The following is a 23,460-nucleotide window of genomic DNA, read 5'->3' as shown; positions in this document are numbered from 1 at the left end:
ATCTTGCGACTTTCTGCCATAGAAATATACTGTACATATATACAGGTATTTATTATGCACGATATTATTCAGCACTTAAAAAGCCAGCACCTTGTTTGGCAAGCAAATTTAACGAAAACAGATCCTCAGCAGTTGCGGACTAGTTCCGGGTTTTCTGAATTAGATGATTTGCTCGGCGGAGGCTTTCCACCTCATGGCGTAGTGGAGATGGAATCTATTGGTAGTATTGGTGAATTGCGTTTGCTCGCTCCTTATTTAAAAGCCACCCAGACCAATGGTGTGACTGCATTTATTCAACCTCCCGCGTTAGTGAATTCTCTGTTCTTACACTACATCGGTTTGGATATAAACCAAGTGTGGGTCGTTAATCCAGCTCATCCCAAAGATGCTCTTTGGGCTGCAGAGCAATGTCTGAAAAGTGGGGTATGCAGTAATGTTTTGTTATGGCAAGAAGAGCTTGAAATACATCAAGTGAAACGCTTACAGGTAGCGAGTGAGCAAGGCACTTGTCCTCTATTCATGCTCAAGCCTAATATGACAAACCGCTTGTCTTTACCTGTTTCATTAAGCCTAAAGCTGCAAGGTAATGTACAAGGCGTCAAAGTGGAAGTTCTCAAGCGAAAAGGCGGTTGGAGCAAAGGCAGTGTCGATATCAGTTTCCAACACCACTACCCACAACTGGTAATGCCAAGCACGACTCACATTCCATCAACGGTGGTCAATTTCCCATTGGCGAACCAAGGTTAGTGATATGGCTTTATGGATTTACTTGCACTTCCCTCGCCTACAGCTAGACGCACTCTTTGGTGATAACCAAAATCAACCCGTGGTGATTGTAGAAAGCCAACGTTGTCAGATCATTCAATACAACGGCATTGCCGAGCAACAAGGTATTAAGCCTGGTATGGGCTTAGGCAGTGCTGCGTCCTTGTGTCGAGATTTACAAGTGCATCCTTATCATCCACAAACCGAATTAAATAAATTACAAGAGGTAGCTCAGTGGTTGTATTTGATCACATCTGACGTTGTGTTGATGCCAAACCAAGGCATTTTGCTGCGTGCCACACCGATGCTCACCCTATATGAAGGGTTGGACAATTACTGGAATAAAGTCAGTGCTCACTTAACTAAACTGCAGTTAAGCTTTCAATTTGGTTGTGGTTTTTCACCTTTGTCAGCCAAGTTAATGGCATTGGCAGGAGCAAATGTTCTTAGTGACGACAAATCTCTTATCGAACAAATGTTATTCCCATTACCTCTGCCTCTAACCGATTTATCGATCTCTATGGTTGAAAAGCTGCACCGCGTAGGCGTTACTTCCTTAAAAGGGTTACTTGAACTGCCGTTGCAAGACATCGCACGACGCTTTGATATCGATTTGGTGAACTACGTTGGTCGACTGACAGGGCAGTTTAAGCATCCTGTCGACTTTTATCACCCGACCGAATCCTTCCAAGTTTATTTAGAGCTGTTATTTGAGCTCGAAAACGTCCAGTGGATTGAAAAGCCGCTGGCCAAGTTACTTCGTCAACTCGAAACCTTTCTTAAATTAAGAGATAAGGTCGCTTTTGAGCTGTGTTTAACACTCCACCAGCGTGAGAAACAAGAGCAACACCTTCAACTCACTTCTGCGCAAGGTGATTACCTATGTCAGCGTTGGCAGCAGTTAGCGAGTTTAAGCTTAGAGTCACTCTCGCTCAATGGCCCAGTCACAGGGCTAACGTTAAAAGTCGTCCGTCAAGGTGAGCCTCTTAGTGCATCACGCGATCTCTTTGCTGGGCAAAAAGGGAACATGAATGCTTTAGAACTGCTCTCTTTACTGCAAGCTAAATTGGGGAAAAGTGCCGTGTTAAAACCCAACATCGCTTGCGATCCTAGACCAGAAAAGGCCAGTCAGTATCGCCCTGCTGATGCTCCAGATGAAAAGGAGCACGCCATACCATCCATACTACGCCCCGCAATGCAATTGCCCACTCCCATTGCATTGCAAGAGCAAGTCTCTTTGGTCCACGGACCTGAGCGAATCGTTTCTGGATGGTGGGATGGTGATGAGATCATGCGTGATTACTACATTGCACACACCAAGCAAGGCCGCTGGTTATGGATATTTCGCGATCAGCACAAGCACTGGTTTCTTCATGGCTATTTTTGTTAAATCGACAGTTATTTTTGTTGGATCATTATGAGTTACGCGGAACTATTTTGTCAGTCTAACTTCTCTTTTTTGACTGGGGCTTCTCATGCAGAAGAACTGGTACTCCAAGCTGCTTTCTATCGCTATCAAGCTCTAGCCATAACTGATGAATGTTCGGTCGCGGGCGTTGTCAAAGCCCATGCGACCATCGAACAACATAAACTCGATATCAAACAAATCGTTGGAAGTATGTTTTGGTTAAATGATGAATGCCAAATCGTACTGCTTTGCCCTTGTCGCAAGGCTTATGCCGAGTTGTGTCGTATCATCACAAACGCAAGAAGACGAAGTGAAAAAGGCAACTATCAACTGTTCGAATGGGATTTGATGTCGATTCGACATTGCTTGGTATTGTGGCTGCCCACACATCAAGAGAGTGACCACTATTGGGGACGCTGGCTCAATCAACACCACGCTAATCGTTTGTGGGTAGCGATTCAGCGCCATTTGAGTAACAACGATACTGAGTACATTGCGCACTGCGAGCAGTTAGCACATGAATTTCAATTACCTATAACTGCCTGCGGAGGCGTTCTCATGCATGATGTTGAACGCTTGCCATTACAGCATGTACTTACTGCTATAAAGCATGGGTGTAGCGTCGATAAACTCGGTTTTGATCGTATTTCGAATACTGAGCGAGCACTTCGTCCTTTTAAAAAGTTGATTCGGATTTACAAACCAGAATGGCTGGAAGAAAGTACTTACATCGCCGATTTATGCGAGTTTAAGCTCTCCGATTTAAAATACGAATATCCTACCGAGCTGATCCCAGATGGTTACACTCCCGACTCTTACTTACGTATGTTGGTCGAACGCGGTAAAAAGCTGCGTTTTCCTGAAGGCGTGCCAGCAGAAGTCAATCAAACCATCGAGAATGAACTGGCGCTTATTCAAGAGCTGAAATACCACTACTACTTCCTTACCATCCATGACATCGTAATGTTCGCGAAACAGCAAGGCATTCTTTACCAAGGGCGAGGTTCCGCTGCAAACTCTGTGGTGTGTTATTGCTTGGAAATTACCGCCGTCGATCCTCGACAAATCGCTGTCTTATTCGAACGATTCATCAGTAAAGAACGTAAGGAACCGCCGGATATTGATGTGGACTTTGAACACGAGCGCCGTGAAGAAGTTATCCAGTATATTTACAAAAAATATGGCCGTGAGCGTGCAGCACTTGCTGCAACAGTGATCAGCTATCGCTTTAAAAGTGCCGTGCGTGAAGTCGGTAAAGCACTAGGGATTGAAGAGACCCAATTAGATTTTTTCATTAAGAACGTTAATCGCCGAGATCGCAGCCAAGGCTGGCAAGCTCAAATTATTGAACTTGGCTTACAACCAGAATCTCTCAAAGGGCAGCAGTTTATCCAATTGGTCAACGAGATCATTGGCTTCCCACGCCATTTATCTCAACACGTAGGTGGCTTTGTAATTTCATCTGGCCCTTTATATGAGTTGGTACCTGTTGAAAATGCCTCGATGGAAGATCGCACTATCATTCAATGGGATAAAGACGATTTAGAAAGCTTGAAGCTACTAAAAGTCGATGTGCTCGCACTCGGCATGTTAAACGCCATCAAAAAGTGCTTTCAACTGGTCGAGAAACATCACCAGCGATCCCTCTCGATTTCCGAGATCACTCGCCGACAAGATGATCCACACGTGTACCGCATGATCCAAAAAGCTGACACGATAGGCGTATTCCAAATTGAATCTCGTGCACAAATGAGCATGCTTCCTCGCCTAAAGCCTGCTTGTTATTACGACTTAGTGATTCAAATTGCAATTGTTCGTCCAGGCCCTATTCAGGGTGATATGGTGCATCCTTTTTTAAAACGACGAGATCAAAAAGAGCCAGTCAGTTATCCATCGGAAGAAGTAAAAAGCGTTCTGGAGCGGACTATGGGCGTCCCTATTTTCCAAGAGCAAGTCATCAAGCTAGCCATGGTAGCCGCAGGGTTTAGCGGCGGCGAGGCCGATCAACTCCGTCGAGCGATGGCATCATGGAAAAAGAATGGCGATCTCGCTAAATTCAGGCCAAAACTGATCAATGGTATGCAAGAGAGAGGTTATGACTTAGCGTTTGCTGAGCGCATTTTCGATCAGATTTGCGGCTTTGGTGAGTACGGCTTCCCTGAAAGTCATTCAGCGTCTTTCGCAGTGCTGGCATATTGTTCTGCATGGTTAAAATATTATTACCCAGCCGAATTTTACACTGCATTGTTGAACAGCCAACCAATGGGATTTTATAGCCCATCGCAATTAGTACAAGATGCTCGCCGACATGGCGTCGAAGTATTGCCGGTGTGCGTCAATCATTCAAAATATCAACATCATCTCGTCTCACGTCCGAATGGCAGGCTCGGCGTGCAACTTGGTTTTCGCTTGGTGAAAGGCTTTAACGCAGAAAGCGCACAAAGACTTATTGAGCGCAAACCACTTAATGGTTACCGATCGATTCAAGAAGTAAAGCAGATATTAAGAAGCCGAAGTGACATTGAATTATTGGCTTCAGCCAATGCATTTCAGGCCTTATCGGGGAATCGTTATAACGCACGCTGGGCAGCAATGGATTCCTTATCTGACCTACCATTGTTTCACAAGGTCGAAGAACCCAGTGTTAGCTACCAAACTCAGCCCTCAGAATATGAAAATTTAATTGAGGATTACGCGAGCACGGGACTATCTCTTAGCCGCCACCCGATTAAATTATTAGAAGAAACGGGCAAACTCCCTCATTTTACCCGCATGAGGCAACTGGCAGAGAAACCGCATAGGTCATTGGTCACAGTGGTAGGCGTGGTAACGGGAAGACAATCTCCAGGCACCGCCGCTGGCGTGACATTTTTTACGTTAGAAGATGACACAGGCAACATTAATGTGGTCGTTTGGCAAGCGACAGCACGAGCCCAAAAGCAAGCGTATTTAGGCGCTAAAGTATTAATGGTGAAAGGCATTCTTGAAAGAGAGGGAGAAGTCACGCACGTTATTGCTGGCAAGTTGATTGATTGCACGCACTATTTGAATAATCTACAAAGTAAATCTCGCGACTTTCATTAGTACAGAGATATTAATAAGCGAGGCGTTAAAAAATCAGAGGGAGAGCTGCTCCCCCTCTGATTTCACTATATCTAATCATGCACTTTTAGAAAGCATCTGGCGTAATCGGTCTTGAGCAACTTCAACCAACAGATCTGGTTGGAATTTAGAGATAAAACGATCACAACCTACTTTTTGTACCATGGCTTCATTAAAGCTGCCGCTCAGAGAAGTGTTCAACGTAATGAACAACTTAGACATACGTGGATCTTGGCGCACTTCATGAGTCAGTTTATAACCGTCCATTTCAGGCATTTCAGCATCCGTAATCATCATCAACAGCTCTTTTTCTACGTCTTTCCCTTCATCACACCAGCGCTTTAAAACTGTTAGCGCTTCTAGTCCGTCACGACACTCGATGATATTCATACCCAATTGAGAAAGCGTATCGCGAACTTGATTACGAGCTGTAGATGAATCATCCACAATCAGAACATTACGCCCGACCATTGCTTGGGCAAGTTCTTGATCCAGAATGTCCGCTGAAATCGTGACGTCGTAATGCACGATCTCTGCTAAAACTTTTTCAACGTCAATAATTTCGACAATTTGAGAGGCATCCCCCTCTTTGATTTGCGTGATAGCTGTGAGGTAATTCGAGCGACCAGACGTGGAAGGAGGCGGCTGAATTTCAGTCCATGCCGTATTAATAATGTTTTTAACCGGACCGACTAAGAAGCCCTGCACCGTACGGTTGTACTCTGTCACGATCAAATTTTCTTCTTCCGCTTCACCACGCAAAGCTGGGAAACCTATTGCGCCACGCAAATCAATCACTGGCACCGCTTCACCTCGTAAAGAAGCGACCCCACGAATGTTGTAGTGTGAGCCAGGAAGCTTGGTTAACGGTGGCAGCTTGATGACCTCTTTCACTTTGAACACATTAATCGCAAACAATTGGCGACTATTTAAAGTGAACAGCAGAAGCTCTAGTCGGTTTTCACCAACCAAGTTCGTACGCTGGTCAACCGTATTTAACACTCCGGACATACTACTACCTAAATTATGGATAATTCTTATTTTTACTCGAAATCAATACAGACACATCAAGGTTCTAAACCCAAATAACCTTAAGATATTTGTTTTTCGAGCATGGCTTGAAAGTACAACGGTTTCAGCGCATTACTTCCCTTCTATTTGTATCAGACACAAAGTCACTCTACACATTGAAAGCCATTTGGGTTTATTTACTTGAGCTTTTTAGGAAATTACATGAATGGCGCAGATATAGCAATGCAGCACAACTCAAATTCACCTTCTAGTAATAGGCGATCAAAAAGGGTGAGCCGTTAAGTCTCACCCTAAATCATCTAAAAATGTATAGGCTCGACACCTAAGCACTTCATCATGTTTGAAGCAATTAGCCTTCCACAACCTTCATCAATAACTGACCATCGTACAACGCTTGCTTGATCAACGCGGCACCAGGCATTGTGGCTTGCTTATAGAAACGAGATTCCACCAGCTCAAGATCTTGGTGATAAACCGGTAAACTCTGCTCTTCGATACAGCGACGCACCGCAGGATAAAGTACATCTTTTGCTTGATTAATCACACCACCGATCAAGATCTTCTCAGGGTTAAATAAGTTGATCACAATAGCAATTGCAGAGCCTAAGTAGCGTCCAAGTTTTTCAATCACATCAACTGCCAACGGATCACCGTTCGCTGCCGCTTCACAAATGCTCTCAATACTCATTTCTTCTTGCTCAGCAAGAATAGAGTCTTCGCCATCAGCAATTCGTCTTACGACTTCTTCACGAATCGCTTGAGAACTGGCAACGGTTTCCAAACAACCAATGTTGCCACAATGACAACGTTTTCCATTTGGGTCGATTTGAATATGTCCAAGCTCACCAATGTTACCGTGACGACCTTGCAAAACGCGCCCATCCAGAATGATGCCGGCACCTAAACCATGGTGAATAGAGATAAGAACGGAGTTGTCATTGTCTTGAGAATGGCCGAAAAGCTTTTCTGCTAATGCCCAAGCTCGCGTGTCATTGGCAATGAAAACTGGCAAGCCCGTTGCTTTGTATATCTCTGGTCCAAGAGCAAGATTTTCGACGTTGTAATGAGGCATTTGCAGCACGACACCTTGCTCTGAATTCACAAGGCCAGGCAGCGTAATTGCAATACTGGTAACACGGTCAAGTTGATCCGCGTAAGTTTGGAAGAATTCATCAATTTCGTAGAGCAGACGCTCAAGCACATCGTCTTGGTCACGTTCGTGTATCTCGATTTTAGTATCGATCAACACATCGCCACCTAGCTCATGCAGAGCAATAGTTAAATAACCTCGCCCCAAACGCATTGACAGAAATTGCCACCCTTCGTTGTTGACCTGCAAACCGACGGCAGGTCGACCACGACTCGTCGCTTCTTGTACTGTGGTTTCATGAATCAAGTGCGCTTCAATTAATTCTCGAGTGATTTTGGTGATACTGGCAGGAGCAAGCTCACTCTGCTTGGACAAATCAATTCGAGAAATAGGACCTTTTAGGTCAATTAGTTTATATACACGACCAGCATTGACCTGTTTGATATGATCAATATGGCCCGGTTGAGCCATGTACATCTTGCACTCCGAAATTCTATAACGAGACAATTTTTTTACTTTGCGAACTAATTGTGAAGTGAATTAATAAATCCCCGTGACAAGCATCACGTATAAACCTGTTTGTTTGTGTATTCAATCAAATAACGAAGAATCTACTCCTGTTAAATTGTTTGAAAAATAACTTATTTTTATTCACTAAATTATGAAGTAACTCCTGTTACACCAGCGCATTCTCATCAATAGGGGCTGAAGCCTATGGATTATCTGTCTGTTTTACCGGGATTACTCTTAATGTAAACATTCTGTGCATATACTTATACTCAAGCAGCTTTAAGGTGTGGGCTCAGCAACGAGGCAGACCTTGAGAGCGATTGAGGAAAGTAAGGATAGAGTTCAAGTTACCTTTACACATACATTCATCGGAGAATCTATGACTTCCAAACTAAGACGAACAAAAATTGTCACCACGCTTGGTCCTTCAACGGATAAGGACAATGTACTTGAGGAGATCATCAAAGCCGGTGCAAACGTTGTCCGTATGAATTTCTCACATGGAACCAGTGAAGACCACATTCAACGCGCCAAAAAAGTCCGTACTATTGCGGCAAAACTTGGGCGTCAGGTTGCAATTCTTGGTGACTTGCAAGGCCCTAAAATCCGCGTATCGACCTTTAAAGACGGCCAAGTCATGTTAAATGTGGGCGATAAATTCACATTAGACAGTGATTTACCAAAAGGTGAAGGCAACCAAGAGTCCGTAGGGCTAGATTATAAAGAACTGCCGCAAGATGTGTCACCAAACGACATTCTGTTACTCGATGATGGACGCGTTCAACTGCAAGTCACCAGCGTCGAAGGCAATAAAGTGCATACCCGTGTGATTGTTGGTGGCCCACTATCTAATAATAAAGGTATCAACAAAAAAGGCGGCGGACTGTCAGCCGATGCGCTCACAGAGAAAGATAAAGCCGACATTCTTACCGCCGCAGAAATTCAAGTGGACTACCTTGCTATTTCGTTCCCACGTAACGGCGAAGACATGCATTACGCTCGACGCCTAGCCAGAGATGCAGGCCTCGAAGCCATGTTGGTGGCTAAAGTCGAACGAGCAGAAACCGTCGCGACTAATGAGTCTATTGACGATATTATTCTCGCATCCGATGTGGTGATGGTAGCGCGTGGCGATCTGGGGGTAGAAATCGGCGATCCTGAACTTATTGGCGTCCAGAAAAAGCTGATTCGCCGCGCACGCAGTTTAAACCGCATCGTAATTACTGCGACACAAATGATGGAGTCCATGATTACTAGCCCGATGCCGACGCGTGCTGAAGTGATGGACGTGGCCAATGCGGTTCTAGACGGCACTGACGCAGTGATGCTGTCTGGAGAGACCGCAGCAGGTAAATACCCTGTAGAAACGGTCAAATCCATGGCCGAGGTATGTGTGGGCGCAGAAAAAATGTCTGAGGCAAGCCTATCCACTTATCGCTTAGATCGCACCTTCGAAACCGCTGAAGAAACCATCGCAATGGCAACCATGTACTCTGCGAATCACATGGAAGGAATTAAAGCGATGATCTCGTTAACAGAATCTGGCAGAACAGCGTTGATGATGTCTCGCTTAAGCTCTGGCTTACCAATATTTGCCTTATCACGTAATGAATCCACGCTCAATCGAGCTGCATTATACCGAGGCGTGACACCGGTATATTTCGAGTCAAAAAGTGATGCAGGTTTACCGACAGCTCAAGCTGCGATTGCCAGCCTTAAAGAACAAGGATTCTTGCACAAGGGTGATTTAGTCATGATCACTCAAGGCGATGTAATGGATGTCGTTGGTTCAACCAACTGCATGCGAATTCTGCAAGCATAACCTTTATACCTAACCCTATTAATCACAGAGATTAGGTACGCACACGAATGAGGCTCCGAAAACGGAGCCTCATTTATTTACACTTCACTTTGTATTTAGCTTATGTCGTTAATACAAAAGGTTATGCACTCTCTCTGCCATCAATTTCAATATTCAGTTGGTCATAGAGTTGAACCAGATTAAACCCCGCCTGAAGTCCGAGTTGATAATCATGCTCTAGTGATTCTTGGTCACTTAACAAAGAAGAAGAACGAAGCCCCTCTTTAGGCGCGATTTGTAAAATGAAAGTATCGTCAGGTGGAGCAGATATAAAGGCCTGAGTGAGCTCAAATGTTTGATAGTGAATCATCAGCATGTCGGCTAAACCTGAGTCAAAATTCTCACCGATTAAATGGCTTAAACGATACAAATTATCAGCACCGAACAACCAACGGCCTCCATTCAATAGCATTTTTCCGGCAAGCTTCGATTGATGGGCGGCATTAATTTTTTGTTGGAAGAACGAAGCCCAATCCAACTTCCATCGATTCACTTTTTGCTGCCATGATTGCTGCACCGAATTAATAGACTCTCGATACCACTCGACAGGCACATCCCCTACTTCACTTTGCGCTCTCGCTTCAATCTCCGAGAACGGTTCTGTTCGGATGACAATAATGTTGCGAGCATTCTGACGCCACGCTTCTTGAACAGGGATAGAAGCCGACACACCACCATCAACAAACTTATTGCCATTAACGTCGACAGGTCCGTGGTACAACTTAGGAATCGCGCATGTTGCTAACATGGTGTTAAACCACGTGTCACCCAAGATTGGTAAATATTGATCCGATAGCGTCTCTACATTTGTTACCGCTGCAAACGCACCTCGTCCTCCTAGTGCACTGCGGCCTAAATCAAGATCGAGCTTGTAAGGGAAATCTTGAATCCGCTCTAACGCCCACTCTAAACCCAAGTACTGCTGCTTTCGAATATAACGAAACAGATTAAAAAATTCGGGAGACGTTGTCAGCTCGGTAATAAAAGCTTTGCCCATACCGTGTTGACGACATAAGTAAGAACATAAATTGAGTGCCCCAGCAGAGGTACCGTAGAATTCATCGAAAGGATCAAAGTTGGAAAGTAAAAATGCGTCTAATACGCCAGCGGTAAAAATCCCTCTCTGCCCGCCACCTTGCGTGACTAAAGCAGTTTTTCCATGCCTGAAATGCTCATAAACTTTGACATCAAGCTCAGTGTGGCTTTCTGTGATTATACCGCTGTTACGTATCATAGGCTCACGCCATTTTGTTAAAACGTTTGGTAAAAGTAGTTATCTTAAGCCGTTGTAATCGCAATGATGCCAAACGACAAAAGTACTGCAAAAACAGTCACCACGATGATTAACGCGGATTTTAGATCGTGTTCCATAAACACCTCCTTGATATGTAACAAATTAATAACACCAGTGTGAAATATGTTCAAGATTTGCTTAATTTAGTCGCGCAATTTTGACTAACCCATCACAATTAGCTTAGTCATAATAAGGAGATAGGACATGAACCAAAAACTCAGCTGGCTGGTAGGAAGCATACTGCTCAGCACCGCGGTAAGTGCACAAGCCAATATTATCGTTACTCCATTCATAGGCTATACAGGTGGCGGTCAAGTAGAAGACGAAAGTGGCAATACATACGACCTCGATCCCGCAGTGAACTACGCACTTTCAATCGAGACGCCTCTTGAGAAAGGAAGAATTGGATTATTTTACTCCAACCAATCAACAGAACTTGAAAAGTTATCAAATTCGGCAGACATCCATTACCTGCAATTTCAAAGCAGCATGTACTACCCTGTTGCAGAAAACTGGCAAACCTATATTGGTGTTGGCTTGGGAGCCTCTTACACCGATGTTGATTGGGTAGACAAAAAATACGGATTTTCGGCTAGCGCTTTTGCAGGGCTGGAATATGAGTTTTCAAAGAACTTTGCGTTGACAGCCCAATTGAGATGGTTGGGAACGGTCGTTGATAACGATACCTCTGGAGCCTGCACCCTACCTAATGACGGCTCAAACTGCATCATTAAGTTCGATACCGATTGGATGAACCAATTCCAATCAAATATTGGTTTTAGTTTCCGTTTCTAATTTTTTGTACACTTCACTTCGTAGGGCTCGCCACAAAGAGTGCTGGGCGAGTCCTACACAAAGCAGATAGAAAATATCATCTAAAAATCATCGCTTAGAAAAGTAACGAAGCATTCTCTAGCGGGGTGCGCAAAAGATAGCCGTACGCCCTAGTTCATCAAAATAGTTTTAAACACCAAGTCGATTATTGGATTCTAGTCATTTATTCCATACAACCAACCAATCCCCCACACAAAACCATAATCAAACTCAAATTTAACAAGATTAAAACCAGACAACGCATCTGAGTTAACATTTAGATTCTATTGCGCTAAGTATTATTAGAAGTTAGTCTGATTAGTGAAAACAGATAAATATTTCAGTTTTATCAAACACACATCAAAATTTTAAGATTAATAATCTACTTTCTCTCACAGTAACCAGAATATAGCTCTAGAAAATTATAATAAGCTAGAATTAAGGATAGAAAAGCTGATAGATAACAGCGGTCCTTTCTTCCAACAGTTTACGCAAATATTACTGTGTTACGGAGAGAGCTTCATTCCTCAGGGAGTCGTATAGGAGTCAAATATGAAGCGAGAACAATGGGGATCCCGAGCGGGATTCATCTTAGCAGCAGTCGGGTCTGCTATCGGTTTGGGAAACATTTGGCGTTTTCCATATATGGCCTATGAAAACGGTGGCGGCGCATTTTTTATTCCTTACATTTTCGCCATGATCACGGCCGGTATTCCATTTATGATCCTTGAGTTCAGTATGGGACAAAAGTACCGAGGCTCAGCACCAAAAACGCTAGCGAAAATTCATTCTAAATTTGAATGGCTTGGCTGGTTCCAAGTTGGTGTTGCAGCAGTTATCGCCGTTTACTATGTTGCAGTTATCGGTTGGTCAATTTCTTACTTTGGGTTGTCGTTCACTCAAGGTTGGGGAACCGATACAAACGCATTTTTCTTTAGCGAGTACCTAAAGTTAGGTGACAACTCACCAACAGACTTAGGCAGTATTCAATGGAAGATAGCCTTATCTATGGTGATTGCTTGGGCCATTACTTATACCGCCATTGCCAAAGGCGTGAAATCAGGGATTGAGCGCGCATCTAAAATCATGATGCCAATACTATTCTTGATGGTGATTTTTTTAATCGGACGTATGGTTTTCTTGCCAGGAGCTTTGGATGGCGTTAACTACATGTTTGAACCCGATTTCAGCAAAATTTGGGATGTGAAAGTATGGGCAGCTGCGTACGGTCAGATCTTCTTTACCCTAAGCATCGGCTTCGCGATCATGCTGGCTTACTCTAGTTATCTGCCAGAAAAATCAGACATCACGAATAACGCGTTTATGACCGTGTTGATCAACTGTGGCTTCTCCATCCTAGCTGGTATTATGATCTTCTCTGTCTTGGGTTACATGGCTCAAGAACAAGGTAAACCGCTAACAGAAGTGGTATCTGCAGGCGTTGGCCTTGCTTTTGTTACTTTACCTGCGGCAATTAACTTATTACCCGCACCATATATTCTTGGTCCTCTGTTCTTCTTTGCACTGGTGGTTGCTGGTCTAAGTTCGCACATTTCTATCATGGAAGCCGTAACATCCGCCATCATCGATAAGCTAAAGTGGAGCCGAAAAAAAGCTGCAAACGTTGTAATTGGAACTGGTTTTGTGGTTTCTATGGCGTTCGCAACAAATGGCGGTCTATTGCTGCTAGACCTAGTAGACCACTTTGCAAACAACGTTGGCATTATGGTAGGCGGCTTGGTTGAGATTGTATTGATGGCGTGGCTATTGAAACGCGTGCCTGAAGTACGTAATTACGTAAATGAGCGCTCTGATTTCTCTATTGGTCAATGGTTTGAGATCTGTTTACGCTTCGTAACACCGATTATGCTCGCCATTATCTTAGCGACTAAGCTTTATGCTTTATTTACTGAAGGCTACGGTGGTTATGATCTAACTGTAGGCTGGGCACTTATCGCCGCACTATTTATCTTTGGTCTAGTGATTAACGCAGTGAATCGCAAGGAGACAGCGAAATGACAATCAGCGCAATTATTATGATGGTTATTGGTTTAGGTATCACTTGGGGCGGCGCTGCCGTTTGTATCAAGCGAGCCATGGATAAACAATAGCAGTATTGCATTCCAAACAAAAAACGCCGGTATTTACCGGCGTTTTTTTATGTTTCTTTTATTCTAGAAACTGTATTTGATGCCAACGGCACCACCAAGTTGTAAGTCAGCACCTTTGTAAAGATCTAGCTCTGGGTGTATTTGACCATAAAGATCCCAGCCGCGTGATAAATCCCAGTTCACACCGAGAGGTACACGCACGCCAAACTCATCATCCCACTCATACCAACCACCAACGCCAACATACCAGGTCACAGGCATGTTTTGATCGAATGTTCCACGTTTAGCGATGTAATCAAACGCCATACCATCGTTACCGATAATGCCGCGATACTTATTATCTAACTCAACAACAACACTCAACTGTTGATCGACAGCCATACCAACAGACAAGTTCGTTGGCTCATTTGCCGCAATTGCGGTACTAGAAACTAGTCCTGCTACTAGTCCTGCTAATAAAATTAATTTGCTCTTCATACACGTTATCAATTATTAAAAAAACATCATGCGCTATTCAAACATAGTGGTGTTTCAATATGTCAACGATGAGTAAGCGCGATGTATGAAAAGACTGGCAAAAGTAAAGATGAGTTTAGGATCACACTCAGAAAGCACTTTTAGCAATGAGAGAGGAACTAAAAAAGGAGGCCGAAGCCTCCTTTTATTCATTGTTATGAATGACGGTGATTAGCCGTGGTTACGGATCCACTCATCCATTTCAGTTTTTAGGTTGTCAGACTTAGTACCGAAGATAGCCTGTACACCACCTGCAACAACTACAACACCAGCAGCGCCAAGTTGTTTCAGTTTGTCTTGGTCAACAGCTGCTGTATCTGCAACCGCGACACGTAGGCGAGTGATACATGCGTCTAGACCAGTAATGTTAGCTTTACCACCGAACGCTGCAACCAGTTCACCACCCATGTCAGAGCCAGAAGTTGCTGCCGCACTTTCTGTTTCATCTTCACGACCAGGAGTTTTTAGGTCAAGTGCTGTGATTACGCCACGGAACACTACGTAGTAAATCACTGCGTATACTAGACCAACAGCAATCATTAGACCCATCTTCTGAGCGTTACCAGATAGAACTAGGAAGTCGATCAAACCGTGAGAGAAAGAAGTACCGTGTACAAAGCCTAGAGTGTTAGAAACAATGTATGCAGAACCAGCTAGTAGAGCGTGGATACCGTATAGTAGTGGAGCAACGAATAGGAATGAGAATTCGATAGGCTCAGTAATACCAGTTAGGAATGAAGTCAGTGCAGCTGACGCCATGATACCCATTACTTTTGCGCGGTTTTCTGGTTTAGCACAGTGAGCAATTGCGATTGCTGCAGCTGGTAGACCAAACATCTTGAACATGTAACCACCCGCTAGCTGACCGAAGCCATTACCAGCAGCACGAGATGCTTCATCAGCAACTAGGTAACAAGTTAGTACGCCGTTTTGAGCTTCACCAGCAGCGTTAACACAAGAACCAGCTTCGAAGAAGAACGGTACGTTCCATACGTGGTGTAGGCCGAATGGGATTAGAGAACGCTCTACAACACCGTAGATACCGAATGCTAGTTGTGGGTTTTGGTGCGCAGCCCAATCAGAGAATGCAGAGATTGCACCGCCAATTGGTGGCCAAATTACAGAAAGGATAACACCAAGGATGATCGCTGCAAAACCAGTGATGATAGGCACTGCACGCTTACCAGCGAAGAAGCCAAGATACTCTGGAAGTTGAATTTTGAAGAAACGGTTGAATGCCCAAGCAGCCACACCACCGACAAGGATACCACCTAGTACACCTGTATCGATTTTCTCAACACCCATAACACCCGCCATTACACCTAGCGTTGCCGTCATGATGCCGTAACCAACGATTGCTGCAAGACCAGCAACACCGTCGTTATTAGTGAAGCCTAGAGCTACACCTACTGCAAATAGAAGTGCCATTTGGCCGAATACTGAACCACCAGCTTGTTCCATAAGATTAGAAACGATCTCTGGAATAAAGCTTAGATGGGCAGCACCCACACCTAATAAAATACCTGCAACTGGTAAAACTGATACTGGAAGCATCAGCGCCTTACCAACTTTTTGCAGGTTAGCAAAAAGGTTCTTAAACATGTTTATGCTCCTGATAAATTTATAAGTATTATTTGGGCACTAACGGCACACCCCCGTAGCCTAAAGGTTAGCACCCAATGAAAATGTAACCACAACTGCATTATATTTTCCGGCTCTAAATATATATTGATGACCCTCAAACTTTCCACACAGTTACGAAATTTAGTTTCAAAACAAGTCTTGGATCACACCCAAAAACAGCTGATGAAAAGGTTTGCATTGCAGTTATATTACTGTTTTATAAAGAGTTTATTATTTATATAATTAATTTTAAGGCGTAAATAAAATACGCTCCAATGTTATTTTTAGTAACAAAATTACATTTGTGATTTTTGAATGTTATTAAATCAACATTTTTAGTAAACATTAAACTCATGAGTATATCTGTTGTTTTTATCAACAAAAAAGGAGCATACGCTCCTTTTTTATGCTCTTATTGATTTTTTATCGCAAAAAAAGATTTCGGAAATTTTCGGTGGTTTTTTGTGCCACTTCAGAAAGAGAGCACGATTTGAGTTGCGCAATATAAGAAGCCACCTCGACAACATAAGCAGGTTGATTCTCTTTACCTCGGTGAGGGACTGGAGCCAAGTAAGGAGAATCTGTCTCAATGAGAAGCTTCTCTAGAGGTAGAGTCTTCACCACTTCTTTCAACTCTGTAGCTTGACGGAAAGTGACAATCCCCGAGATAGAAATATAAAACCCCAGCTCAAGTGCAGCTTCAGCAAATGGAAGATCTTCTGTAAAACAGTGGATAACACCACCACATTTCTCCGCCCCACCCTTACGCAAAATATCTAGAGTATCCGCACGTGCGTTTCTGGTATGGATAATTAAAGGTTTGTTAAGCTCCACCGCAAGATCAACGTGTTGCTCAAAACGCTCTTTCTGTAACGCTGCCGTTTCTGGCTTATAATGATAATCCAAGCCTGTTTCACCAATGGCAACGACTTTTTCATTCGATGCGTGGTGACGTAGCACGTCCATCGAAAAGTCGCTTTCAACATCAAGTGGGTGTACACCGCACGAAGCATAAACATTCTCATAAGGCTCAATCATTTCCATCATTTTAGGGAAAGAATCCAGCGTAACTCCCACAGAAAGCAGCTCGGTTACCTTTGCTTGTTTAGCTTTGTTAATAACGTCTTCCACATTGATGTGGAGATCGTCGTAATTCAATTTGTCTAAATGACAATGAGAATCTACGAACATAATGCCTCTCGTGATTCAATTAACCAGTTCATTGATAGTAGCTCAAGGTTTAGACCAGGAAAGGCTTGCACCTGAGCTTTGAGGTCCATCAGCGCCTTCGCTGATGAGTACAAACCGTTGTAGTTGTTCGGCTGAAACTTTATAGCGCCAGGAAGCATTTGTGCTTCTGATACACCAAACTGCGCTTTCTGAGCGTCTGTTAGTAAATACCACGCCCAGTCTAGTGATTGCTCCGAGTGTTTAGCCATTAAAGAAGCACACTCAGAAATGTCTGAGGCAGGAGAAGACATCGCCTTAATAAAAGTGCGCTCAAAAGCCAAGTAAGCATCGAGATCGCCATTATTTAACGCATCCAATGTTTTTATAGGAGAGCCCATATTCAGTTTTAAGGCGTAAGCAGGAACTTGCTGCGCCCCTTGTTCGCGCATCCATTGCATCGCTTGTTCCGTTGACGGCGGCGCAACAACCCAGTGTTGGCAACGGCTACGAATCGTTGGAAGCAGGCGCTCCTGATTGTGGGTAACGAGCAAAAACAAGCACTTTGCCCCAGGCTCTTCTAGCGTTTTTAACAATGCATTCGATGCCGATTCATTCATAGAGTCCGCTGGCTCTATAACAAATAGGCGATAACCATTAAGCTGTGATGATTCCTGAGCAAGACGGTTGCAAGCTCGAACTTGGTCCACCGTTATCGCTTTTCCTTCTTTTTCTGGTTTGATCCAGTGTAAATCTGGGTGGTTGTGTGATTGATTTAATTGACAGCTATGACAAAAACCGCACGCTTCACTGGCGTAATTTTGGCAAAGAAGTGCTTGGCTAAAAAACTCGATAAGTTTTTCGATGCCTAAGCCTTGCTCGCTTTGCAATAAAAGCGCACCTGGTACTCTGTCCGACTCTAGCCCTACTTTGAGGTTATCCCATACTGGCTGCAACCATGGATAATCATTTAACATGAGTCACCTAAATTTAAGTTTCACTTATTATTGACGAGCTAACCACTCGTTAAGAGCGTCCCGAATATCACTCGACACGTCTTCGATCGCCTGCTCAGCGTTAATGATAATGATAGAAGGATCAGCATGAGCAATCTCCAAATAACGCTCTCGTGTACGTTCAAAGAAGCTGATATCCATCTTCTCGATACGATCGAGCTCACCACGCCCACGCGCACGCTCAAGCCCAACGCGAGGGTCAATATCCATATAGAGAGTGAAAGCAGGTTTAAAATCACCAAGCGTTGTGTCTCGAAGGTTTTTCATTAGCGACGCGTCAATCTGACGGCCACCACCTTGATAAGCCTGCGACGACATATCGTGGCGGTCACCCACCACCCACTGACCGTTCGCCAAAGCTGGTTTGATCACGTTCTCAACCAACTGGACACGTGCAGCATATAGAAGAAGCAACTCCGTCATGTCTTTAAGTTCTTCGCCTTCATGCTCTTCTTTCACCAGAGCGCGCATCTTTTCTGCTAGCGGCGTGCCTCCTGGCTCACGGGTATTTACGATATTTTCAATACCTGCCGCTTTTAGCGTATCTAAAACGGTTTTAATCGCAGTGCTTTTACCCGCGCCTTCTAGGCCTTCAACGACAATAAAGTTTGCTTTCATCATTTGTTCTTTCTTAGTTCTCTTAAATAGGCTCGAACAGCACGATTGTGCTCTGCAAGGGATTTCGAAAATACGTGTCCGCCCTTTCCACTTGCTACGAAATATAAATAGTTGCTACTTTCTGGATTCAAAGCAGCTTCAATAGAGGCTTCACCTGCCATCGCGATTGGGGTTGGAGGTAAACCATTGATGGTATAGGTGTTATATGGTGTCGGCGTGCGCAAATCTTTCTTACGAATATTTCCGTCGTAAGCCTCACCCATACCATAAATAACCGTCGGATCCGTTTGTAAACGCATGCGTTTGTTCAATCGGTTGATAAACACAGAAGCGACGCGCTCACGCTCAGAGTCAATGGCCGTCTCTTTCTCGATGATAGACGCCAGAATCAAGGCTTCATATTTGTCTTGCAATGGCAGCTTTTCTTGACGAGCTTCCCAGTTAGCATCCAGAATCTTATTGAGTTTTCGATGCGCTCGTTTTAATAACTGGCTTTCACTTGCACCCGCCGTGTAATGGTAGGTTTCTGCTAAAAACAGTCCTTCAAGCTTTTCTCGCTCAATACCCAACTTTGCTGCCATGTCTTTTTCTGATAGATCGGTTAAGTCATGCTCTAAATAAGGAGCACTTTTCAATTGCTCTACCCACTCAGAAAAGCGGCTGCCTTCAACAAAAGTGATCGCAAACTGGTATTCTTTTCCGGTATTCAGGTGCTCCAATGCTTGCGAAAGCGACATACCAGGCTCTAGTTGATAAGTACCCGCTCGCACTTGCAACAGTTCTGGATATAAGTGAGGTATTAAACGGATGTACTCCGATGTTTCAATTACCTCATCTTCAACTAAGGCGCGCATGACATGATGAAAGCTTGTACCACTTTCTACAGTAAACAGCTGAGGTTGTTCCAATAGAATAGGCTTTTCAACGTATTGTTTAGCCTGTGAAATTATATAAAAAACAGCTGCTGCGCCTATCACTGCGATCAGCACAACAAAAGCCAACAGTTTTTTAATCACGTAGTTAAATTCCCTTGCAGTCGTTGAGTCAATTTTCCTATCGGAAATATAGTCTTAGAGTTAGATGCCACTATGCTGCGAATTGGTGCGACACCTAATATTGAGTTACACATGAAAGCCTCGTCTGCGCTCTGCAAATCTGGAAGTATAAAACGCCCCTCGATGACTTCAATATGACTTACTTTTAGTAGCTCAAGCACCTTACGACGCATTACGCCCGCAACGCCAGATAAGGTCAGCTCCGGTGTAAATACTTTATTACCTTTAACCCAAAAAAGGTTGGCCATTGTAGTTTCAATGACATGGTTTTGCACATTTAACGTTATTGCATCTGCAAACTCGGTATCGTCTATTTCAGCCTTGGCGAGAATCTGCTCTAAACGGTTGTTGTGCTTGTGTCCAGCGAGTAAAGGTTGAATCCCGAGACGAGTCTCACAAACGCCCAAATCCACGCCTTTTTCTTGCCAAGAAGAGTAATGAGAAGGAAACGCAAAATTGGAGATAGTCACGATAGGGCCTTCAATCCCATTAGGACTATACCCTCGCCCACCAATACCACGGCTAACGTGAATTTTCACCCCAGCTTGTGCATCAGATAAAGCCGCTTTGCTTGCCCAAGCATGCACAACTTGCCAGTCAGGGGAAGAGATCTTCAATACGTCAAGGCAGGACCTCATACGCTCAATGTGTTCTTGCCAGTAAACCAACTCTCCGTTTTGGGTCAGGATGGTGGTAAAACCTCCATCGCCGTATTGGAATGAGCGATCACCCAGTTCTACATGCGTTTGTGGAACTCCATTTACCCAAAACATTCGCGTACCTTCAAATTAGCAGACAACAAATAAAACAAAACGGCTCAATGCTAAGCATCGAGCCGTTAGAATACAAGTTTCGCTTATCTAAATAAGGTTAGATAGTGTTACTCAGCGAACTTTTTGAAGATCAAAGAACCGTTTGTACCACCAAAGCCAAACGAGTTACAGATAGCGTATTCCATACCTTCAACTTTGCGCGCAGTGTGTGGCACAAGGTCGATGTCTAGACCTTCTTCTGGATCATCAAGGTTAATCGTTGGTGGAACGATTTGGTCAACCAAAGACATAACCGTGATAATTGCTTCAACAGAGCCTGCTGCACCTAATAGGTGACCAGTCATAGACTTAGTTGATGATACAAGTACTTGCTTCGCACCTTCTTCACCAAGAGCACGTTTCACGCCCTTGATTTCTGCAACGTCACCAGCAGGAGTAGATGTACCGTGAGCATTCACATAACCTACTTGGGTGCCTGTGATGTTGGCGTCACGCATTGCCGCTTCCATCGCAAGTGCACCACCCGAGCCATCTTCGCTTGGAGAAGTCATGTGGTAAGCATCGCCAGACATACCAAAACCAACCAGTTCTGCGTAAATCTTCGCGCCACGTGCTTTCGCGTGTTCGTACTCTTCAAGCACCATCATGCCAGCACCATCGCCTAGAACAAAGCCATCACGGCCTTTATCCCATGGACGAGACGCTTTTTGAGGTTCTTCATTACGAGTAGATAGCGCTTTAGCTGCACCGAAGCCAGCCATGCCAAGAGGCGTAGACGCTTTTTCTGCGCCACCAGCAACCATCGCATCTGCATCGCCGTACGCAATCATTCGTGCAGCATGACCGATGTTATGTAGGCCAGTAGTACATGCTGTAGAAATCGCGATATTTGGACCACGAAGACCACGCATGATAGATAGGTTACCTGCAACCATATTTACGATGGTCGAAGGAACAAAAAATGGGCTAACTTTGCGAGGGCCTTTTTCTACTAATGCAGTGTGACCTGTTTCGATCAGATCTAGACCGCCAATGCCTGAGCCGATAGCAACACCAACTCGAGCCGCATTTTCTTCGGTAATTTGTAAGCCAGAGTTATCAAGAGCTTGAATACCCGCTGCAATGCCGTACTGGATGAAAAGATCCATCTTACGAGCATCTTTTTTAGACATGTACTCTGTGCAATCGAAATCTTTAACAAGACCTGCAAAACGAGTTGAGAAGTTCGTAGCATCAAAGTGCTCGATATTCACGATACCACTTTGACCTTCTAGCAGGGCTTTCCAAGATGATTCTACTGTGTTGCCTACCGGTGACAACATACCCATGCCAGTGACAACTACACGACGCTTGGACACGATATAATTCTCCGGGAATTGAATATTTCTATGAGAGGATAGAAGAAGTTAGAAAGAACACAGGCGGTCTAGGAGACCGCCTGGGAGAGCTAATTACTGAGCGCTGTTTACGTAGTCGATTGCAGCTTGAACAGTAGTGATCTTCTCAGCTTCTTCGTCAGGAATCTCAGTGTCGAATTCCTCTTCTAGAGCCATAACTAGTTCTACAGTGTCTAGAGAATCAGCACCTAGATCGTCAACAAAAGAAGCTTCGTTTTTAACTTCTGCTTCGTCTACACCTAGCTGTTCAACAATGATTTTCTTTACGCGTTCTTCGATGTTGCTCATTTTTCTTTTCCTTTACAGATTTCGCCTAATGCGATGATTCCGTAGTTTATTCGAACTATTGAAAGTTGCAAGGGGGTCCTTGCTGGTCAAACCACAAAATTAGCGAATTTAACCGAATTTCAATACATTTTTGACTTAAATCATGCACAAATCTTGCGCATAAGCATGACAAGTTTATGACAGTTAACTGCAACTATAGGCTATTTTTCACAATGTAAAATAGCTTATTTTGCACAAACTGTCTCATTAAACCATGTACATGCCACCATTTACATGCAAAGTTTCACCAGTAATGTACGCTGCTTCAGGAGAAGCAAGGAAAACTACTGCTGATGCAATTTCACGTGGGTCACCTAAACGACCAGCTGGCACGTTCGACAACGTTGCCGCACGTTGCTCATCATTTAGTGCCTTTGTCATGTCAGTTTCGATGAAACCAGGGGCAACAGTGTTCACTGTTACACCACGAGACGCAACTTCACGAGCCATTGATTTAGTAAAACCAATCACGCCCGCTTTCGCTGCTGCGTAGTTAGTTTGACCTGCGTTACCCATGGTACCAACAACTGAGCCTACGTTGATGATACGACCCGCACGTTTTTTCATCATGCCGCGTAAAACCGCTTTAGACATGCGGTAGATAGGCGTTAGGTTGGTATCGATGATGTCGTTCCACTCATCATCTTTCATACGCATCAATAGGTTGTCACGAGTAATACCAGCGTTATTCACCAGAATATCGATCACACCAAATTCTTCGTTGATCGTTTTTAGTGTCGCTTCGATAGACTCGACATCAGTCACGTTAAGAGCTAGACCTTTACCGTTATCACCAAGATACTCGCTGATAGCAGCAGCGCCACTTTCAGAAGTAGCCGTACCGATAACCGTCGCACCGCGCTCTACAAGAAGTTCCGCGATCGCGCGGCCAATACCACGGCTTGCGCCGGTAACTAGCGCGATCTTACCTTCTAGATTCATCATGTTGTGTTTCCTTTTCTTATCGCAAGTTTTATCGCTT

At 44.1% G+C, this 23,460-nt stretch carries 21 protein-coding genes; 7 read left to right on the top strand and 14 right to left on the bottom strand.

The features are described from left to right. The first annotated feature begins 54 nt into the window (after positions 1-54). The 3 genes from imuA to FR741_RS05480 are packed head-to-tail and all read left to right on the top strand — an operon-like array spanning position 55 to position 5,257. Entirely contained in the window at positions 55-747 is a 693-nt protein-coding gene (gene imuA, locus FR741_RS05490; RefSeq protein WP_012841595.1) for a translesion DNA synthesis-associated protein ImuA, read from the top strand. A 4-nt stretch (positions 748-751) separates the two neighbouring features. Then, on the top strand, positions 752-2,155 hold the full coding sequence (locus FR741_RS05485; RefSeq protein WP_065646083.1) for a Y-family DNA polymerase: 1,404 nt from the start codon (positions 752-754) through the stop codon (positions 2,153-2,155). Between the two features lie 27 nt (positions 2,156-2,182). Beyond that, entirely contained in the window at positions 2,183-5,257 is a 3,075-nt protein-coding gene (locus tag FR741_RS05480) for an error-prone DNA polymerase (protein WP_167426383.1), read from the top strand. Between the two features lie 75 nt (positions 5,258-5,332). Here the strand turns inward: FR741_RS05480 and FR741_RS05475 are convergent, their stop codons facing one another. After that, complete coding sequence (locus tag FR741_RS05475; RefSeq protein ID WP_005398212.1) at positions 5,333-6,286, bottom strand: chemotaxis protein CheV; 954 nt, start codon at positions 6,284-6,286, stop codon at positions 5,333-5,335. Between the two features lie 370 nt (positions 6,287-6,656). Further along, complete coding sequence (mlc, locus tag FR741_RS05470; RefSeq protein ID WP_005398213.1) at positions 6,657-7,874, bottom strand: sugar metabolism global transcriptional regulator Mlc; 1,218 nt, start codon at positions 7,872-7,874, stop codon at positions 6,657-6,659. A gap of 412 nt (positions 7,875-8,286) precedes the next feature. On the opposite strand from mlc, the gene pyk reads away from it, so the two are divergent. Further along, complete coding sequence (gene pyk / locus FR741_RS05465) at positions 8,287-9,729, top strand: pyruvate kinase (protein WP_005398214.1); 1,443 nt, start codon at positions 8,287-8,289, stop codon at positions 9,727-9,729. 121 nt (positions 9,730-9,850) lie between these two features. Here the strand turns inward: pyk and FR741_RS05460 are convergent, their stop codons facing one another. Then, positions 9,851-11,002 (bottom strand): patatin-like phospholipase family protein, encoded by a 1,152-nt coding sequence (locus tag FR741_RS05460; protein ID WP_005398215.1) that lies wholly within the window; start codon positions 11,000-11,002, stop codon positions 9,851-9,853. Between the two features lie 44 nt (positions 11,003-11,046). Continuing rightward, complete coding sequence (cydH, locus tag FR741_RS05455) at positions 11,047-11,139, bottom strand: cytochrome bd-I oxidase subunit CydH (protein WP_005372970.1); 93 nt, start codon at positions 11,137-11,139, stop codon at positions 11,047-11,049. Between the two features lie 127 nt (positions 11,140-11,266). On the opposite strand from cydH, the gene FR741_RS05450 reads away from it, so the two are divergent. The 3 genes from FR741_RS05450 (at position 11,267) to FR741_RS05440 (ending at position 13,986) form a co-directional block, all read left to right on the top strand. Beyond that, on the top strand, positions 11,267-11,857 hold the full coding sequence (locus FR741_RS05450) for an outer membrane beta-barrel protein (protein WP_167426382.1): 591 nt from the start codon (positions 11,267-11,269) through the stop codon (positions 11,855-11,857). Positions 11,858-12,427: 570 nt separating this feature from the next. Then, complete coding sequence (locus FR741_RS05445) at positions 12,428-13,894, top strand: sodium-dependent transporter (protein WP_005398219.1); 1,467 nt, start codon at positions 12,428-12,430, stop codon at positions 13,892-13,894. Next, the gene (locus tag FR741_RS05440) at positions 13,891-13,986 is read left to right on the top strand and encodes a MetS family NSS transporter small subunit (protein ID WP_005372963.1); all 96 of its coding nucleotides are present in this window, start codon (positions 13,891-13,893) and stop codon (positions 13,984-13,986) included. The genes FR741_RS05445 and FR741_RS05440 overlap by 4 nt, the downstream gene beginning before the upstream one ends. 63 nt (positions 13,987-14,049) lie before the next feature. On the opposite strand, the gene FR741_RS05435 is transcribed toward FR741_RS05440, so the two are convergent. From FR741_RS05435 to fabG, 10 genes are all read right to left on the bottom strand, one after another. After that, a complete protein-coding gene (locus FR741_RS05435; protein ID WP_167426381.1) occupies positions 14,050-14,463 on the bottom strand; it encodes a hypothetical protein in 414 nt (137 codons plus the stop codon). Between the two features lie 210 nt (positions 14,464-14,673). Beyond that, positions 14,674-16,104, bottom strand: coding sequence for a PTS glucose transporter subunit IIBC (gene ptsG / locus FR741_RS05430; RefSeq protein WP_006743155.1), 1,431 nt, complete (start codon positions 16,102-16,104; stop codon positions 14,674-14,676). A gap of 444 nt (positions 16,105-16,548) precedes the next feature. Beyond that, positions 16,549-17,316 carry a TatD family hydrolase gene (locus tag FR741_RS05425; protein WP_005396993.1) on the bottom strand — a complete coding sequence of 256 codons (768 nt, stop codon included), beginning with the start codon at positions 17,314-17,316 and terminating at the stop codon, positions 16,549-16,551. Then, positions 17,307-18,269, bottom strand: coding sequence for a DNA polymerase III subunit delta' (locus FR741_RS05420; RefSeq protein ID WP_048625758.1), 963 nt, complete (start codon positions 18,267-18,269; stop codon positions 17,307-17,309). The genes FR741_RS05425 and FR741_RS05420 overlap by 10 nt, the downstream gene beginning before the upstream one ends. Before the next feature lie 27 nt (positions 18,270-18,296). Further along, a complete protein-coding gene (tmk, locus tag FR741_RS05415) occupies positions 18,297-18,929 on the bottom strand; it encodes a dTMP kinase (protein WP_134647376.1) in 633 nt (210 codons plus the stop codon). Then, entirely contained in the window at positions 18,926-19,942 is a 1,017-nt protein-coding gene (gene mltG / locus FR741_RS05410; RefSeq protein WP_134647374.1) for an endolytic transglycosylase MltG, read from the bottom strand. Before mltG ends, tmk begins: the two co-directional genes overlap by 4 nt. Next, a complete protein-coding gene (gene pabC / locus FR741_RS05405; protein WP_167426380.1) occupies positions 19,939-20,754 on the bottom strand; it encodes an aminodeoxychorismate lyase in 816 nt (271 codons plus the stop codon). Before pabC ends, mltG begins: the two co-directional genes overlap by 4 nt. Before the next feature lie 107 nt (positions 20,755-20,861). Further along, complete coding sequence (fabF, locus tag FR741_RS05400; RefSeq protein WP_167426379.1) at positions 20,862-22,112, bottom strand: beta-ketoacyl-ACP synthase II; 1,251 nt, start codon at positions 22,110-22,112, stop codon at positions 20,862-20,864. A gap of 93 nt (positions 22,113-22,205) precedes the next feature. Further along, entirely contained in the window at positions 22,206-22,439 is a 234-nt protein-coding gene (gene acpP / locus FR741_RS05395) for an acyl carrier protein (protein WP_004406112.1), read from the bottom strand. Positions 22,440-22,685: 246 nt separating this feature from the next. After that, positions 22,686-23,420: a 3-oxoacyl-ACP reductase FabG gene (gene fabG, locus FR741_RS05390; RefSeq protein WP_031780596.1), complete on the bottom strand. Its 735-nt coding sequence runs from the start codon at positions 23,418-23,420 to the stop codon at positions 22,686-22,688. Positions 23,421-23,460 lie beyond the last annotated feature (40 nt).

It is taken from the genome of Vibrio diabolicus (assembly GCF_011801455.1).
Classification (GTDB): domain Bacteria; phylum Pseudomonadota; class Gammaproteobacteria; order Enterobacterales; family Vibrionaceae; genus Vibrio; species Vibrio diabolicus.
The sequence above is the reverse complement of the archived record's forward strand: the minus strand, read 5'-3'. Positions and strand labels throughout refer to the sequence as shown.

Bases quoted from the DNA above. Each gene is read 5' to 3' on its own strand.
- imuA (WP_012841595.1), top strand. From the start codon at position 55: ATGCACGATATTATTCAGCACTTAAAAAGCCAGCACCTTGTTTGGCAA.
- FR741_RS05485 (WP_065646083.1), top strand. From the start codon at position 752: ATGGCTTTATGGATTTACTTGCACTTCCCTCGCCTACAGCTAGACGCA.
- FR741_RS05480 (WP_167426383.1), top strand. From the start codon at position 2,183: ATGAGTTACGCGGAACTATTTTGTCAGTCTAACTTCTCTTTTTTGACT.
- FR741_RS05475 (WP_005398212.1), bottom strand. From the start codon at position 6,286: ATGTCCGGAGTGTTAAATACGGTTGACCAGCGTACGAACTTGGTTGGT.
- mlc (WP_005398213.1), bottom strand. From the start codon at position 7,874: ATGTACATGGCTCAACCGGGCCATATTGATCATATCAAACAGGTCAAT.
- pyk (WP_005398214.1), top strand. From the start codon at position 8,287: ATGACTTCCAAACTAAGACGAACAAAAATTGTCACCACGCTTGGTCCT.
- FR741_RS05460 (WP_005398215.1), bottom strand. From the start codon at position 11,002: ATGATACGTAACAGCGGTATAATCACAGAAAGCCACACTGAGCTTGAT.
- cydH (WP_005372970.1), bottom strand. From the start codon at position 11,139: ATGGAACACGATCTAAAATCCGCGTTAATCATCGTGGTGACTGTTTTT.
- FR741_RS05450 (WP_167426382.1), top strand. From the start codon at position 11,267: ATGAACCAAAAACTCAGCTGGCTGGTAGGAAGCATACTGCTCAGCACC.
- FR741_RS05445 (WP_005398219.1), top strand. From the start codon at position 12,428: ATGAAGCGAGAACAATGGGGATCCCGAGCGGGATTCATCTTAGCAGCA.
- FR741_RS05440 (WP_005372963.1), top strand. From the start codon at position 13,891: ATGACAATCAGCGCAATTATTATGATGGTTATTGGTTTAGGTATCACT.
- FR741_RS05435 (WP_167426381.1), bottom strand. From the start codon at position 14,463: ATGAAGAGCAAATTAATTTTATTAGCAGGACTAGTAGCAGGACTAGTT.
- ptsG (WP_006743155.1), bottom strand. From the start codon at position 16,104: ATGTTTAAGAACCTTTTTGCTAACCTGCAAAAAGTTGGTAAGGCGCTG.
- FR741_RS05425 (WP_005396993.1), bottom strand. From the start codon at position 17,316: ATGTTCGTAGATTCTCATTGTCATTTAGACAAATTGAATTACGACGAT.
- FR741_RS05420 (WP_048625758.1), bottom strand. From the start codon at position 18,269: ATGTTAAATGATTATCCATGGTTGCAGCCAGTATGGGATAACCTCAAA.
- tmk (WP_134647376.1), bottom strand. From the start codon at position 18,929: ATGATGAAAGCAAACTTTATTGTCGTTGAAGGCCTAGAAGGCGCGGGT.
- pabC (WP_167426380.1), bottom strand. From the start codon at position 20,754: ATGTTTTGGGTAAATGGAGTTCCACAAACGCATGTAGAACTGGGTGAT.
- acpP (WP_004406112.1), bottom strand. From the start codon at position 22,439: ATGAGCAACATCGAAGAACGCGTAAAGAAAATCATTGTTGAACAGCTA.
- fabG (WP_031780596.1), bottom strand. From the start codon at position 23,420: ATGAATCTAGAAGGTAAGATCGCGCTAGTTACCGGCGCAAGCCGTGGT.